Annotated in this window: 12 protein-coding genes and 1 pseudogene; 11 read left to right on the top strand and 2 right to left on the bottom strand. The window is 70.8% G+C overall.

The genetic code is table 11. From position 1 onward, the window contains the following. Positions 1-14: 14 nt before the first annotated feature. Complete coding sequence (locus K8V84_RS01980) at positions 15-1046, bottom strand: tripartite tricarboxylate transporter substrate binding protein (RefSeq protein WP_304069600.1); 1032 nt, start codon at positions 1044-1046, stop codon at positions 15-17. Between the two features lie 162 nt (positions 1047-1208). Between K8V84_RS01980 and K8V84_RS01975 the strand changes: the two genes are divergently transcribed. The 11 genes and pseudogenes from K8V84_RS01975 (at position 1209) to K8V84_RS01930 (ending at position 13961) form a co-directional block, all read left to right on the top strand. Beyond that, positions 1209-2570, top strand: a complete 1362-nt coding sequence (locus tag K8V84_RS01975) for an MmgE/PrpD family protein (RefSeq protein ID WP_304069598.1) — start codon at positions 1209-1211, stop codon at positions 2568-2570. Beyond that, entirely contained in the window at positions 2567-3919 is a 1353-nt protein-coding gene (locus K8V84_RS01970; RefSeq protein ID WP_304069596.1) for an MmgE/PrpD family protein, read from the top strand. The genes K8V84_RS01975 and K8V84_RS01970 overlap by 4 nt, the downstream gene beginning before the upstream one ends. Next, positions 3916-5025, top strand: coding sequence for an AbrB family transcriptional regulator (locus K8V84_RS01965; protein WP_304069594.1), 1110 nt, complete (start codon positions 3916-3918; stop codon positions 5023-5025). Before K8V84_RS01970 ends, K8V84_RS01965 begins: the two co-directional genes overlap by 4 nt. Continuing rightward, positions 5022-6089, top strand: coding sequence for an isocitrate/isopropylmalate dehydrogenase family protein (locus K8V84_RS01960; protein ID WP_304069592.1), 1068 nt, complete (start codon positions 5022-5024; stop codon positions 6087-6089). Before K8V84_RS01965 ends, K8V84_RS01960 begins: the two co-directional genes overlap by 4 nt. Positions 6090-6128: 39 nt before the next feature. After that, a complete protein-coding gene (locus tag K8V84_RS01955; protein WP_304069591.1) occupies positions 6129-6866 on the top strand; it encodes a 3-oxoacyl-ACP reductase family protein in 738 nt (245 codons plus the stop codon). A gap of 679 nt (positions 6867-7545) precedes the next feature. After that, positions 7546-8919, top strand: a complete 1374-nt coding sequence (locus tag K8V84_RS01950; protein ID WP_304069589.1) for an MmgE/PrpD family protein — start codon at positions 7546-7548, stop codon at positions 8917-8919. Positions 8920-8973: 54 nt separating this feature from the next. After that, positions 8974-9810: a phosphosulfolactate synthase gene (locus K8V84_RS01945; RefSeq protein WP_304069587.1), complete on the top strand. Its 837-nt coding sequence runs from the start codon at positions 8974-8976 to the stop codon at positions 9808-9810. Between the two features lie 220 nt (positions 9811-10030). Beyond that, a pseudogene (locus K8V84_RS25805) lies at positions 10031-10255 on the top strand (winged helix-turn-helix domain-containing protein); the annotation flags it as partial. Positions 10256-10319: 64 nt separating this feature from the next. Next, complete coding sequence (locus K8V84_RS01940; protein WP_304069585.1) at positions 10320-13022, top strand: BTAD domain-containing putative transcriptional regulator; 2703 nt, start codon at positions 10320-10322, stop codon at positions 13020-13022. 287 nt (positions 13023-13309) lie between these two features. Beyond that, positions 13310-13588: a hypothetical protein gene (locus K8V84_RS01935; RefSeq protein WP_304069583.1), complete on the top strand. Its 279-nt coding sequence runs from the start codon at positions 13310-13312 to the stop codon at positions 13586-13588. A gap of 4 nt (positions 13589-13592) precedes the next feature. Further along, positions 13593-13961: an SDR family oxidoreductase gene (locus tag K8V84_RS01930; protein WP_304069581.1), complete on the top strand. Its 369-nt coding sequence runs from the start codon at positions 13593-13595 to the stop codon at positions 13959-13961. 67 nt (positions 13962-14028) lie between these two features. On the opposite strand, the gene K8V84_RS01925 is transcribed toward K8V84_RS01930, so the two are convergent. Beyond that, positions 14029-15309, bottom strand: a 1281-nt coding sequence (locus K8V84_RS01925; protein WP_304069579.1) for a DHA2 family efflux MFS transporter permease subunit, incomplete at its 5' end; no start/stop codon positions are given.

The raw sequence follows: 15309 nt of genomic DNA, 5'->3' as shown, positions 1-15309 counted from the left end.
CCGCGTCTTCACTGTCATTCCGTGAAGGCGTCGGGGGACTCGTCGAGAATGGCCTGGATCTGCTCCTCGTTGAGCTCGGCCAGTTCCGTCAACTCGTCCGGTGTCATGTGGTTGACCTTGGTGCCCTCGTTGAGCTCGGCCAGTTCGGAGAGGTAGTCGGGGTCCTCCAGTGCTTCGGACAGAACGTCCACCAGCGCCCGGTGGCGCTCGGGGAAGTCCGCGGCGCAACCGGCGGGCGCCCAGAGCGAGTAGTTCGAGGCGCTCTCCGGGACCTCCACACCCAGGGCATCGCCGATGGCGGGCATGTCGTCGGTCTCGTCGGGCCACAGGTTCTCGGGGGCCTGGACGGTCAGGACACGGGTCTCGTCGTCGATGCCGAGGCTGTTGAAGGCCCCCGCGTGCGTGGCGTCGACCTCGCCGGAGATCAGGGCGGTACGGGAGGGTCCGCCGCCGTCGTAGGAGATGATGTTGAACTCGGCCCCGGTGGCCTCCTCGATGTCGAGCATGCCCACGTAGTTGTTGCTGGTGCGCAGGCTGACGCTCACCCGGATCTCACCCGGGCGTTCCCGGGCGTCCTCGATGAACTCCTCGATGTTCTGCCAGGGGGCGTCCTCCTTCACCCGGATGACCCCGGGTTCGATGCTCATGCCGCCGACCGGCGCGAACTCTTCGAGGGAGTAGTCCACCTCCTGGGTGAGGTAGGAGAACTGCAGGTGGGGCACGCCCTGGACCATGAGGGTGAGGCAGTCGCCGTCGGCGCTCGCCGCGCTCTGCGAGCCGATCGCCGTGGCCGCCCCCTCCATGTTCTCGATGGTCATCCGGGCGCCGAGCCGGTCCTCCAACGCACCCTGGAGCTGTCTGATGGTGGTGTCGAAGCCGCCTCCCACGGCGGTGGGGACGATGACGCGGATGGACTGACCGGAGAAGTCGTCGAGCCCTCCGTCTTCGGAGCCCGCCCCGCCGCCGCTGCATCCGCTGACGGCCAGGACGATCGCCGAGCCGAGCACGAAGGGCGCGAACCGACGGGAACCTTGGGGATGGATCATGTCAAACACCCGTTCCACATGTTGGATACGTGTTTCATGATGATCGCCCCACTGTGCTCAAGGTCACTTCCGCATGTCAACAGTACATACCGGATTATTTTCGGGGTTGACGGAACGTTACGGTGGAATCTAGTGTCCCGTATCATGGTCACTGATTCCACGATGCGCGACAAAGACCGCGTTCCTCGTACCGACATCACGCGTCGTTTCACCGACGCACTCCTCGACCTGCACCACCGAAGGGCCGTGCCCGAGGGCGTTCTGAGGGAGTCCCGGCGCACCTGGGTGAACGTGGTGCACACGGCCATCGGTGCGTCGCGGCACCCCATCGTGGACGCCATGGTCGCCGTCCACGCCACCACCGGGACCGGTGGCCGCCCCCTGCTCTCCCGCCCCGAGCGCTCCGACCCCTACGGTCTGGCCCTGATCACCGCCACCGCGGCCCACATCGAGGACTTCGACGACACCCACCTGGCCACCGTGATCCACCCCGGGGCCGCCTGCCTGGGAGCCGCACTGGCCTTGGGAGGCGACCGGGAGGGCGCCGAGGTCCTGCACGCCTTCGCTCTGGGGGTCGAGGCCCAGCTGCGCGTGGGCGTGGCCCTGACCCCCTCGCACTACGACGAGGGATGGCACATCACCGGCACCTGCGGCGTCATCGGCGCCGCGGTCACCGCCGGTCTCCTCCTCGGACTGGACCGCGAGGGTCTGGCCCGGTGCGTGGGCCTGGCGGCGAGTCAGACCGTCGGCCACCGCGAGGGGTTCGGCAGCGCCGTCAAACCGTTCAACGCCGGTAAGGCCTCCGCGAACGGGGTCCTGTCCGCCCTGCTCGCCGCCCAGGAGTTCACCGCGCCCGGGAGTCCCCTCGAAGGTCGTCAGGGACTCTTCTCCGCCCTTTCCCCCGCAGCCGATCCCGACGACGTCCTGCGCGACCTCGGTGAGCGCTGGGAGTCCTCGAACAACACCTACAAGCCCTACCCCTGCGGGATCGTCTCCCACCCGGCCATCGACGCCGCCGTGGCCCTGTCGCCCCGGTTGGAGGGACGCGACGTGACCTCGGTGGAGGTGCGTTGCCATCCCCTGGTCGTCGAACTCACCGGCAACCCCCAGCCGGAGAACGGCCTGCGCGCCAAGTTCAGCACCGTGCACGGTGTCGCCGCCGGCCTTCTCGACGGGACCGTGGGCCTGCCCCAGTACGAGGACGCCCGGGTCACCGCGCCCGATGCCCGCGACCTACGGGCGGCCACCCGCCTGGAACCCGACTCCTCCTGTGCTCGTGACGAGGCGACCCTACGGGTCCGGCTCGGCGACGGCACGGAGCTGACCGAACACGTGGCCCACGCGCGCGGCAGCAGCTCCCGACCTCTCACCGACGCCGAACTGGAGGCCAAGGCCCTGGCGTTGACCGAGCCGGTCCTGGGCGGGCGCGCCCGCACGATGTTGCGGTCCTCCTGGGACCTGGAAGCGGCCACCACGCTGACCGAACACTTCGCACCGGCCAAGGTCGAGGGAGCAACGGCATGACGAACGGCATCACCGAACGACTGGTCGAGTTCGCGCTCGGCACCGACTGGGAACGACTCGACGCCCGCACCCGCGAGGCGGCCTCCACCACCACCGGCAACGTCCTCGCCCTGGCCACGGCCGGGGCGATCCACCCCGCGGTGGAACGGGCGATGGCGGCCGTGGGCGACCTGGGCGCCGGCGACCGGGTGCCCGTCCTGGGCCGGGCCGAGCACACGACCCCGATGTGGGCGGCGCTGCTGCACGGGATCGCCGCGCACGCCGAGGACTTCGACGACACGCACCCACCGACCGTGGTCCACCCTGGCGCCCCGATCGTGCCGGCCGCCCTGGCCGGAGCCCAGATCGCCGGCGCGGACGGACGCGAACTGCTCACCGCCGTGGCCGTGGGCACGGAGGTGGCGCTGCGGCTGGGCCTGGCCCTGACCCCGCACGCCATGGACCGGAGCTGGCACATGACCGGCGTGGTCGGCGGTGTGGGCGCCACGGTCGCCGCCGGACGGGCGATGGGGCTCGGCCCCCGAGAGCTCGGACACGCCTTGGGGTTCGCCGCGACCCAGACCGCGGGGTTGTTGGAGACCCTGGGCACCATGGCCAAACCGCTGCACCCTGGCAAGGCGGCCTCCCTGGGTGTGGAGGCCGCGCTGTTGGCCCGGGCAGGGTTGGACGGCCCGGCGGCGCCGATCGAGGGCCGTCGAGGTCTGCTCGCGCTGCTGCGCCCGGACCTGGCGGGTCCGCAGGAGTCCGACGCCTCCGTGCTGACCGAGGGGCTCGGATCCGTCTGGGAATTGGAGTCCAACGAGGTCAAGCCCTACGCCTGCGGGGTGGTGAGCCACCCGATCATCGACCTGGCCCGGGAACTGCGCGCCGAACTCGGCGCGGGCCGGGGCGTGGCCGAGGTCCGGTTGGAGGTCCATCCCCTGGTGCCCTCGGTCATGGGTCGACACGCGCCCGGCACCGGGTTGGAGTCCAAGTTCAGCGCCGCGCACTGCTTCGCCGTCGGCCTGGTGCGCGACGGCGGCGGCCCGGAGGACTTCTCCGACACCGCGGCCACCGACCCCGCGCTGTCCGCGGTGCGCGATCGCTGTGTCCTGGTGCCCGACCCGACGCTGGGACGCTACTCGGTGCGCGCCCGGATCGTGACCGATCAGGGCACGGTCCTGGAACGTTCGGTGGACGGTGCCCGCCGCCTGGACACCGAACAGGTGCGGGACAAGGCCCGGGGCCTGACCGCGCCCGTGCTGGGCCCTCTTCACGAGGAGTTCGTGGACACCGTCTTCACGGTCGAGAAGCTGGAGGACGTGTCCCGCGTGACCGAGACCGGTCGAGCAGTCCTGGCCCCCCGGTGAACCCGAGTCCCCCGGGCCGCCCCCGCTCGCTGCTGTGGTGGGAGATCACCACGGCGGCGGTGCTGGGCACCGTCGCCTTCGCAGCCACGGGCATGGCGATCGTCTGGGTGATCTCGGGCATCGCCGCCGGCTGGTCGGTGTGCCGGTCGATGCGGTGGGCCGGACGACGCGCCGAGCCCAGCCATCGGGTCCGGACCCTGGGTCAGGCGATGGTCGGCGCGGCGCTGGGACCGGCCCTGGCCGTACAGGACTTCGCCGGGACCGCCGCCCATCTTCCCGCGGTCTTCCTGGGCCTGCTGCTCATCCTGGTCGGGTCGGTGATCATCGCCCGGCTGTACGCGCGCTGGACCGGCACCGACCGGCTCACCGCGGGGCTGGCCACGCTTCCCGGAGGGCTGGCGATCATGCCGTCGGTGGCCGTGGAACACGGCCGCCCGCCCACCCTGATCGCGATGATCCAGGCCTCGCGCCTGACCGTGGTGATCTGCGCGGTGCCACTGCTGGCCCCGTTCCTGGGCGAGGTGAACGAGGCTCCGGTCACCGAACTCCTCCACCTTCCCACCGGGATCGGCGGTTGGGTGTTCTGGATCGTCCTGCTGGTGCTGGCCCCCTTGGCGGCCATGGCCGGGCGCCGGCTCCGTGTTCCGGTGCCGGCCCTACTGGGACCGATGTTCGCCGCCATCGTGTTCACCGTCGCCCTGCGTGTGGGCGGCGTGGACGTGGCCTTCCTACAGGTGCCCTTCCTACAGGAGGTCGTGGGACAGGTCTTCCTCGGACTGACGGTGGGCGAGTACCTGGCGCAGCGGGCCCGGCACTCCGCCCGGCAGATCCTGGGCGGCCTGCTGGGTGTGGCGGGCACCTTCGTCCTGGCCCTGGTCCTGGCCGCCGTGATGACCCCGCTGACCCCGTGGTCGTTCATGACCTGCCTGCTCGTGGTCGCCCCGGGAGGGGCCCCGGAGATGGTGGTGGTGGCCGCCGCCGTCGACGCCGACCTGCACGTCGTCGTGCTCGCGCAGACCGTCCGCCAGGTCGCGGTCAACGCGCTGATGCCCTTTTGGATCTGGCTGTTCGACAGGGAACCCCCGAGCGCAGGGAGCAAACGATGACCTACACGATCGCCGTGATGGAGGGTGACGGAATCGGCCCCGAGATCGTCCCGGAGGCGGTGCGCGTGGCCCGGGCCGCGTTGGCGGCCGCCGAGGCCCCCGGGGTGGAGTTCGTCCCGGTCCCCTTGGGGATGGCGGCCTTCACCCGCCTCGGTCACACCCTTCCCCCGGGCACGTTGGAACGGCTCGCGGAGACCGACGGGTTCGTTCTGGGACCCATCGGGCACGCGACCTACCCCGACGACGAACGGGCCGTCAACCCCCACCCGATCATCCGCCGTCACTTCGACCTGTACGCCAACCACCGCCCCGCACGGTCGTTCTCCCGCGTTCCCTCCCTGCACCAGGACGTGGACGTGCTGGTGTTGCGGGAGAACAACGAGGGTTTCCAACCCGACCGGAACATGATGCGGGGATCGGGCGAGTTCCAGCCCAACGAGCACAACGCGTTCAGCGTGCGCGTGATCAGCCGGCGCCAGAGCGAACGGATCGCCCACCGGGCCTTCGAGGCCGCTCGCGCACGGCGCGGGCGCGTCACCGCCATCCACAAGCGCAGTGTCTTCACCCTGACCGACGGATTGTTCATGGACACCGTCGAGGAGGTGGCGCGCGCCTACCCCGACGTGCGCCTGGACGACCACCAGGTCGACACCGCCGCGTTGCACCTGACCATGCGCCCCCAGGACTACGACGTGGTGCTGTGCACCAACATGTACGGCGACATCCTCTCGGACCTGACCGCGGGTCTGGTGGGCGGGCTGGGGCTGGCCCCCGGCCTGAGCGCCGGGGACCACTGGGCCATGGCGCAGGCCACCCACGGTTCGGCCCCCGACATCGCCGGGCGGGGCGTGGCCGACCCCTACGCGATGATCGCCTCCACCCGGATGCTCCTGGAGTGGTTGGGCGCGCGCCACGAGGACGCCGCCCTGACCAGGGCCGCCCACATCATGGAGGCCGCGACCGTGGAGACGGTCGAACGCGGCCTGGACGTGACCCCCGACCTGGGCGGTGAGGCCTCCACCTCACGGATGGGCTCCGCCGTCGCCGCCCGCTGTGGCGGATGAACCCCGAGGAGGAACAGCCAGAAGAAAGGCAGGGAACACATGAGTGGGACGAACCGCAGAGTGGCGCTGGTGACCGGAGCGAGCCGCAACATCGGCCGGAGCATCGCCGTGGCACTGGCCGAGGACGGTTTCGACCTCTTGGTGGTGGCTCGATCCTCGGGTGAGGAGAGCGAGCGCACCGTCGAGGAGGTCGAGGGGCTCGGCCGCCGGGCCCTGCTGTTGAAGGCCGACGTACGCGACCAGGACGCGATCCTGGCCGGTGTCGACCATGCCCGTGAGGAACTGGGGCCCGTCTCGGTCCTGGTCAACAACGCCGCCGTGCGCCGGGAACGGGACTTCCTGGACATCGACCGGATGGACTGGGACGAGGTCGTCGACGTCGTCCTGGGCGGGGCGTTCGTGTGCTCCCAGGCGGTGCTGCCCGACATGGTGGAACAGGGATGGGGACGCATCGTCAACATCGCCGGTGTCACCGGTCAGACCGGCGCGGCCCGCCGGGCCCACGTGGTGACCGCCAAGGCGGGTGTTCTCGGGCTGACCAAGGCCCTGGCCCACGAGTACGCCGCTTCGGGCATCACCGTCAACGCCGTCTCCCCGGGGCTGATCGACACCGTCCGCGACCACGTGCCCGAACCCCACCGGGGGCGTGAGGTCCCGGTGGGGCGTCCGGGCCGGATCGAGGAGGTGACCGCGGCGGTGCGGTACCTGGTCGGTGCCGGGGCGGCCTTCGTGACCGGGCAGACCCTCAACGTCAACGGTGGCATCCACATGGGGTGATGAGGCGACTCGAAGGTGTCGACCCGCGTCGCCACCGACCTTCGACGCCGAGGGTCGGCGGCGACGCGGGTGATCGCCTTCGCCCGGCCGTCGCGCTCAACGCCCCCGTGTGTCCACCTCCCGGTCGGGTACCGGGGCACGGGCACCCGGTGCCGTGAGGGCGACGCGGAACAGGGCGGCACCGCACGCGGTGATCGTGATCCATCCCGGCAGGATCCAGGTGTTCAAGCACGTCCTGGGCCCGCGTGAACCACGGTTGGTCTCCCACGAAGGTCCTGTCCGGCTCTACGTTCTCGCCGGCACCCTTCGCCTGGTCGTCGGTGACGACGAGCACTCCCTCGGCCCGGCGCGACGGCCGAGTTCGACCCTTCGGTCCCCCACTGGTTCGGTCCGGCGGACGAGACATCGGTCGAGGTCCCGCACCTGTTCGGGCCGCGTGGGGACCGGGCGGTCGCCCGCGTCGACCCCGACGACGAAGGACCCGTGCGCGAATCGTCCTCGTGATCCTCGCCCTCGTCGGTGATGGTGCGGGTCGGGTGGCGGCGCCTGTGGTGGGTCCTTCGATCCGGCTCCGGTCGCGGAGGACGATACGCCCCCAATTTATCTTGACAACGAGATAAATATGGACGACACTAAGGTTAGCCTTACCTAAGAATTCAAGTCATCCCCAGGGGTGCTCATGACCGAAGTACAGGACATGGCCCGTTTCGTGGCCGGCGCCGCGTTCGACGACCTGAGCGACGAAGCGGTCGCCCAGTTGAAGATTCGCGTACTCGACACGCTCGGTGTCGCCATCGGCGCACTGGACGCCGAACCCATCGTCGCGATCCGCGCTCTCATCGATGACCTCGGAGGGGCCCCGACCTCCACCCTGATCGGCGGGGGCCGGACCTCTCCCGAACGGGCCGCGTTCTTCAACAGCGCGCTGAGCCGCTATCTCGACTTCATGGACTCCTACCTCGCCCCGGGCGAGACGAACCACCCGTCGGACAACCTCGGCGCGGTCCTGGCCACCGCGGAGTCGGTGAACGCCTCGGGCCGGGAACTGCTGACGGCCCTCGCCGTGGCGTATCAGGTCCACTCGCGGCTGTCGGACGTGGCACCGGTCCGGGCCAAGGGCTTCGACCACACGACGCAGGGCGCCTACGCCGCAGCCGCGGCCGCCGCGAAGGCGCTCCGACTTCCCGCCGAGCAGATCGCGAACGCCATGGCGATCTCCGGGACGGCGAACAACGCTTTGCGGGTGACCCGTACCGGGAACCTCTCCCATTGGAAGGGCCTGGCCTACCCACAGGTGTCGAAGGAGGGCACGTTCGCGGCCCTGTTGGCCTCACGGGGGATCACCGGCCCGGAAGAGGTGTTCGAAGGCAACAAGGGGTTCAAGGAATCGATCGCCGGGGACTTCACGATCGACTGGTCGCGGGAGGACCTGGAGCGGGTACGGCGCTCGATCATCAAGAGGCACAACGCCGAGATCCACTCGCAGTCGGCCCTGGACGCCGCCCAGGACATCCGCTCCCAGGCCGGCTTCGACACCGACGCGATCACCGCCGTGCGGCTGCGCACGTTCGACGTGGCCCACGCGATCATCGGTGGAGGGGAGGAGGGTGACAAGCGCACCATCCGTACCAAGGAGGAGGCCGACCACTCACTGCCGTGGATGATCGCCGTGGTCCTGCTGGACGGTGAGCTCGAGCCCGCCCAGTACGCGCCGGAGCGGATCATCGCCCAGGACGTACAACAACTGATGGGCAAGGTGGACATCACCCCCGATGAGGGGTTCTCGGCCCGCTTCCCCGAGGAGATGCCCGCCGACCTCCAGGTCACCCTGCGCGACGGGACCGTGCTGGGCGCCGAACGTTCCGCCTACAAGGGCTTCCACACCGACCCGCTCGACTGGGCGGGCGCCCGCGCCAAGTTCGACTCGCTGACCCGGCCCTTCATCGACTCCCGAGCACGCGAGGAGATCGCCGAGATCGTGCGTCACCTCGACACCGCGAACACCACCGACCTCACCGCGGCCCTGGCCGAGGTCGGGACCGATCGGTCCTGAACTCGACCGCACACTCCGAGAGGGAAGAGGGCCCAAGAGAAAGGGGACACCACCATGGGCAACGCCGTCCCACACGACGTGTCATTCAACTTCGTTCCCCGCGCCCACCGTCCGGTCAAGCCCCGCACCTTCGGGGTCACCGAGATCCGGGCGCCCTACTACAGCACCTTCGGCACCCGTCACCTGCGGGACGTCCTCGACGTCGCCGGCCAGTGGGTCGACGGCATCAAGTGGGCCGGTGGCTCGTTCTCGCTCGTCCCGCCCGAGCAGGTACGGGCCTTCAGCGACATCGCCCACGAGCACGGTGCCTACGTGTCATCGGGCGGATGGATCGAGACCGTGCTGCGCTACGGCGACGACGCGGTCGACCAGTACCTGAAGGAGGCCAAGGAGGTCGGCTTCGACGTCATCGAGATCTCCACGGGCTTCATCATGCTCAACACCTCCGGGCTGTTGCGCCTGGTGGAAAAGGTCGTCAAGGCCGGGCTGAAGGCCAAGCCCGAACTCGGGATCCAGATCGGCTCCGGAGGCGACTCCGGTGAAGCCGAGTTGGCGAGCGAGGGCGAGAAGGACATCGGCGACCTCATCGACCGTGGCCGCAAGGCCCTCGAAGCCGGTGCGTCGATCATCATGATCGAGTCCGAGGGCATCACCGAGAACGTGCGCGAGTGGAACACCGGCGCCGCCGCGTCCGTCATCAACGGCCTGGGCCTGGAGAACGTGATGTTCGAGGCCGCGGACGGTCCCGTCTTCGAGTGGTACGTCAAGAACTACGGCAACGAGGTCAACCTCTTCGTCGACCATTCCCAGATCCTGCAACTGGAGGGTCTGCGGCAGAACGTCTGGGGCAACAAGTCCACCTGGGGCCGTGTCATCAACCCGGCGCCCTGAGCGGCGCGCCCCGCGGTCGGCGGTACCCTCCACCCGGGCCGGGTGAGAGATACCGCCGACCGGCGTGGTTCGGGGCACCGAACGCGTTCCCGATCCACCGGTGTTCCGTACCCGTTTCACGTGCGGTCGGAGGCGTCGGTGGATTATCGTCGAAAGACGGCAGGCGTTTCCTCCCCCGTGTGGAGGCGAGGGTCTTCACACCCGACCACCGGACGGTCAGATGGAGTTCCAGGTCTTCGGCCCGATGCGGATCCGCGCCGATGGACGGGCCACGACCGTCAGAGGGCGTCTGCAGCGGGTACTGCTCGGGGTCCTGCTGTGCCGGGCCGGTGCCATGGTCCCCACCGACGTCCTGGCCGAGGCGATGTGGGGTGAGCGCGACTCCGCACGGGCCGCCTCGAACCTGTACATCCACGTGCACCGGCTGCGTCGGCTCCTGCCCGACCCCGAACGGTTGGTCTCCGAACCCGGCGGCTACCGGCTCGCGGTCGGCCCGGGGGGAGCTGGACGTGGACCACTTCGAGACCCTCCTGGACGAGGGCACCGCCCTGCGGCCGCGGGCGCCCGAGCGGGCCGCGGAGGTACTGCGCCGGGCCCTGGACCTGTGGGGCGGACCGCCGTTCGAGGGGGTGGACGCCGCTCCCCTGGCGGACCGGACCCACCGCTTGGAGGAGCGGCGCCTGGTGGCCCTCCAAGAGCTCTACACCGCCGAACTCGCGCGCGGCCGACACGCCGCCGTGCTCGGCGAACTCGTCGAACACGTGCGGCGCAACCCCCTCCACGAGCACCTGCACGCCCTGTTGATGGTCGCCTACCACCGTGATGGGCGACCCGGTCGGGCCCTGTCCGCCTACCACGAGGCCCGACGGGTCCTGTTGAGCGAACTCGGTCAGGAACCCGGACCGCAGCTGCGCCGCGTCGAACAGCAGGTTCTGGCCGGGGGCTCCGTCGACCCGGCCCCACCCGAGGCCGGGCGCACTCCCCCGGCCCAGCTTCCGCACGACGCCCGTGGCTTCACCGGACGCGAGGGCGAACTGGAACGGTTGGACGGGCTGCTCACCGAACGACCACCGGTCCCGATCTGCGTGGTCTCGGGCAGCGGAGGGGTCGGCAAGACCACCCTGGCCACACGCTGGGCGCACCGGGCCCGCGACCGTTTCCCCGACGGGCAGCTGTACGTGGACCTGCACGGCTATGGCCCGCGTGCGCCGATGCCGGCCCAGGACGCGCTCGCCGCCTTCCTGCGCGGGTTGGGGGTCGAGGCCGCCGCGATCCCCACCGACATGGAAGAGCGGGCCGCCCACTTCCGTTCCCTGGTCGCCGGTCGCCGGATCCTGGTGTTGTTGGACAACGCCCGCACCGCCGACCAGGTCCGGCCCCTGCTGCCGGGAGGGGCGACCGCCCAGGTGCTGGTCACCAGCCGCAGCTCCCTGTCGGGGCTGGTGGCCCGCGAGGGCGCGCGGCGCATCGCCCTGGAACGCCTTCCCCGGGCCGACGCGGTGGAGCTGTTGCGCACCCTGGTCGGACCCCGGGTGGCGGAGGAGCCGGCGGCCGTTGTCGAACTGGTGGAACGGTGCGCCCGACTGCCGTTGGCCCTGCGTGTGGCCGCCGAACTGGTCAACGCCGGACCGGGGCGGAGCATCGAGGCCCTGACAGCCGAACTCGCCGACGCACAACACGCCCTGGACGTCCTGGACGCCGACGGTGACGAGAGCACGTCGGTGCGGGCGGTGCTGTCCTGGTCCTACCGGCAACTGCCGCACGAGAGCGCCCGCGCCTTCCGTCTGCTGGGCTCGCACCCCGGCCAAGACCTCGACGTGTACGCGGTCGCCGCACTGACCGGCTCGGACCTGCCCAAGGCCCGAGCGGTGGCGCGGTCCCTGCTCCGTGCCCACATGTTGGAGGAATCCCGCACGGGCCGGTACCGGATGCACGACCTGCTGCGCGCCTACTCCCTGGACCTGGGCCGCGAGCACGACACCCGGGCCGAGCACCGGACCGCCGCCGAGCGTCTGTTCGAGCACTACCTGCACACCGTCTCGGCAGCGACCCGCGTCGCGCACGACCGGGCCGGGCCTGCCCTGGAACGGGCTCCGGCCCGGCCCGAGGTGGTCCGCGGGTTCGACACGGCCGACCAGGCGCTCGGCTGGCTGGACGTCGAACGCGCCAACCTGGTGCGTGTCACCCGTTACGCCGCCCGGATCGGGTCGCTGCGCGAGGCGGTCGACCTGGCCGCGTCACTGCGGCGACACCTGAGCATGGGCGGCCACCACGACGAGGCGCTCGCGGTGCATCGCACCGCACTGGAGGCGGCGCGCCGGCTGGGCGATCTGACCGGGGAGGCGACCGCCAACCGCTGCCTGGGATCGGTGTACCGACGCTTGGGCCTGCTCGATCGGGCGATGACGTACATGCACCGCTCCTACGACTGCCTCGCCCGCACCGACCGGGACCGGGAACCGGTCCTGCAGCTCATCCAGCTCGGCGTGATGTGCGTGTTCCTGGGCCGCTACACCGAGGCGTTCGACCACCTGCACCGGGCCCAAGAACGCTCGGCCGGGCTCGGGGCGGAGGGCCTGTCCGGGCAGGTGGCCGCCCACACCTACCTGGGCCACCTGCTGCACATGCTGCGCCGTGACGAGGAGGCGCTGACCCACCTGTCCCAGGCACTGGACCTGGCCGGATGGGACACTCCGGCGCGACGCACCGACGCCGAGGCGGTCTCGGGCTGGGTGTACGGGACCCTGGGCGACGACCGCCGTTCCCGACGGCACCTGGAACTGGCCCGGTCCCTGGCGCGCCGGACCGGCAACCGGTTCGTCCAGGCCTGGGTGCATCCGCTGGCCCTGGTGTACTGGCGGGCCGGGATGCGCGACGAGGCGTTCGCCTGCGCGGAGGAATGCCTGTCGGTGGCCTTGGAGAACGAGGAACGGCTCATCGAACCCAGCGCCCGCAACACCATCGGCGAACTGTACCGGCACGATGGCCGCCCCCAGGAGGGCCTGGCCCAGCACCACGCCGCGTTGGAGGCCGCCGAGGTCGCCGGGATCCGCTACTGCGAGGCCAACGCCCACGCGGGGATCGGCGACGCCCACAAACTTCTGGGTGAACACGAACTGGCGATCGACCACTGGGAGCGGGCGGTGACGCTGTTCGACCGGATCGGGGTACCCGCCGCCGATGGTGTGCGGTCCCGGATCCCCATCGGCTGAGCGGCCCTTCTCCCTCCCCATGCAAGGGGGTGCAAGGCCGCGGTCGCACCATGGTCGGATCCGGCGTCGGCAGGGGCACGCCGGAACCGCGACCGAACTGGTGGACGCGCCGGCCCCGGACGGCCGGCTCGTGGTGGGCGAGTTCACCCATCCGCTCACCATGCCGTTGGCGGCGCCCTCCCCGGCCGACGCCGAACTCTTCCAGAAGGTGGTGGAGACCGGGATCGAGAAGGTGGGGCGGGCCCGCCGGGCAGGACTACTCCTGGGGCCACGTGATCGATTAGGCGATGGTCGAGGAGGGACTGACCGAGGTGGACTCGATGGAGTACCACCACACCGCGCCGGGCGGTTCGGTCGGGTGCCGGTTGCACGGCAACCACCTGGCGCAGACGGCGTCGCCGTTGCGCGCGCTCGGCATCGGCGACGCGGAGATGCGCCGGCTCCACGAACTCCTGAACGACCCGCGGCTGCGCATCCGGTTCTTCCCGTTCGTGTGCGTGCGGGGCCGCAAACCCGAGGACACCCGAAGCCCCGGGAGGGGGCGGCTCGACCCATCCGAGGAGTGACCGGATGAGCGAGGCGGGCACGAGAGTGGCGCTGGTGACCGGGGCCACCCGCAACATCGCCGGGTTCGCCGGGCAGGCGGGGGCCGCCCGGCGCGCCCACGCGGTGGCGGCCAAGGCCGGCCTGATCGGGCTCACCAAGGCCTTGGCGCACGAGTTCGCGTCCCCGGGGGTGACGGTGAACGCGGTCTCGCCCGGGTTCGTCGACACCGTGCGCGACCACGTGCCCGCCCACCTGCGCAGGAACCCCCCGCCGGTGGGCCGCCCCGCCCGGATGAAGGAGGTGGCCGCGGCGGGGCGGTACCTGGTCGGGGACGGGGCCGCGTCGGTCACCGGGCACACCCTGGACGTCAACGGCGGCGCCCGCATGGTCTGAGCGGCCCCTGCGACGTGCCCTCGAGGAGGTGCCACCCCGAGGGCGCGTCGCGGGTCGCGGTCACAGTTCAGGCCGAAACGCGGTCCTGCTCCGACCCGTTCCCTTCCCGGGCCTGCTCGACCGGTTCGGCGTCGGGGTCCCGACGGAGCCGGCGCACCAGCGGTGCGCAGACCACGGCCACCAGGGCCAGGCAGCCGCCGACGAGGAAGGCGTCCTGGGTGCCCTGGACCTGGGCGGCGACCGTATCGGCCGTACCCGCGCCGGCGGCGCCGATCGACATGGCCGTCACCAGTACGGCCACACCTGCCGCGCCGGCGAGCTGCTGCAGCGTGTTCATGATGGCGCTGCCGTGGGAGTAGAGCCTGCGCGGCAGCGATCCGAGGGCGAGTGTCATCAGTGGGGTCATGAGCATCGCCATACCGACGCAGAACACCACGTGCATGGCCACGACCACCGTGGTGGAGGTGTGCGCGGTCAGGGTGCTCAGCCACCACTGGCCGGCGGCGAGCAGGACGGCCCCGGGGACGACCAGGGGCAGCGGTCCGACCCGGTCATAGATCCGGCCGATGACAGGTGAGAGCACACCCTGGATCAGTCCACCCGGGAGCAGGAGCAGGCCGGTGGTGAGCACGCTCAGCCCCAGGCCGGCCTGGAGGTGGATCGGCAACACCATGACGGTGCCGAGCATGGTCGCCATGCACACGACCACGATGATCAGCGAGACACGGAAGTTGCGCACGGCGAAGGGGCGCAGGTCCAGCAGTTCGCCGCCGGTGCGCGTCAGGGCGCGTTGGCGCAAAACGAAGAGCACCAGGGCGACCAGGCCGACAACCAGGGCCACGACAGGGACGACGCTGCCGTCGGCGAGCCCCTCGGCCGAGGCCAGACCGTAGACCAGACCGCCGAATCCGATGGCGGAGAGCAGGACCGAGACCATGTCCAGCGGTGCCTTCTCGGTCCGGTCGCTCAGGCGGATGAACACCAGGCCGAGGCCGAGCGTGACCAGGGCCAGGACCAGCATGAGACCGAACACCCAGCGCCACCCCAGGGCCTGGGTGATGGCGCCGGAGACGGTGGGGCCGATGGCCGGCGCCACGGAGATGACCACGGAGTTCAGACCCATGACGGTGCCGCGGTGGGCGACCGGCACCAGTCGCAGGGTGGTGGTCATCAGCAGCGGCAGGATGATCGCGGTGCCGCAGGCCTGGATGACCCGGGCGAGCAGCATCGTGGCGAACCCGGGGGCGACCACGGCCAGGACCGTGCCGGCGATGAACAACCCGATCGCGGCGAGGAACAGCGCACGGGTGGTGAAGCGGCGCAGCAGGAAACCGGTGGTGGGGATGAC

It is taken from the genome of Nocardiopsis listeri, assembly GCF_020741345.1.
GTDB classification, from domain to species: domain Bacteria; phylum Actinomycetota; class Actinomycetes; order Streptosporangiales; family Streptosporangiaceae; genus Nocardiopsis; species Nocardiopsis listeri_A.
Note: the sequence above shows the minus strand (reverse complement) of the source record. Positions and strands in the feature narration are given on the sequence as shown.

Excerpts from the sequence above, each read along its gene's own strand:
- K8V84_RS01980 (WP_304069600.1), bottom strand. The coding sequence starts at position 1,046 with ATGATCCATCCCCAAGGTTCCCGTCGGTTCGCGCCCTTCGTGCTCGGC.
- K8V84_RS01975 (WP_304069598.1), top strand. The coding sequence starts at position 1,209 with ATGCGCGACAAAGACCGCGTTCCTCGTACCGACATCACGCGTCGTTTC.
- K8V84_RS01970 (WP_304069596.1), top strand. The coding sequence starts at position 2,567 with ATGACGAACGGCATCACCGAACGACTGGTCGAGTTCGCGCTCGGCACC.
- K8V84_RS01960 (WP_304069592.1), top strand. The coding sequence starts at position 5,022 with ATGACCTACACGATCGCCGTGATGGAGGGTGACGGAATCGGCCCCGAG.
- K8V84_RS01955 (WP_304069591.1), top strand. The coding sequence starts at position 6,129 with ATGAGTGGGACGAACCGCAGAGTGGCGCTGGTGACCGGAGCGAGCCGC.
- K8V84_RS01950 (WP_304069589.1), top strand. The coding sequence starts at position 7,546 with ATGACCGAAGTACAGGACATGGCCCGTTTCGTGGCCGGCGCCGCGTTC.
- K8V84_RS01945 (WP_304069587.1), top strand. The coding sequence starts at position 8,974 with ATGGGCAACGCCGTCCCACACGACGTGTCATTCAACTTCGTTCCCCGC.
- K8V84_RS01935 (WP_304069583.1), top strand. The coding sequence starts at position 13,310 with ATGGTCGAGGAGGGACTGACCGAGGTGGACTCGATGGAGTACCACCAC.
- K8V84_RS01930 (WP_304069581.1), top strand. The coding sequence starts at position 13,593 with ATGAGCGAGGCGGGCACGAGAGTGGCGCTGGTGACCGGGGCCACCCGC.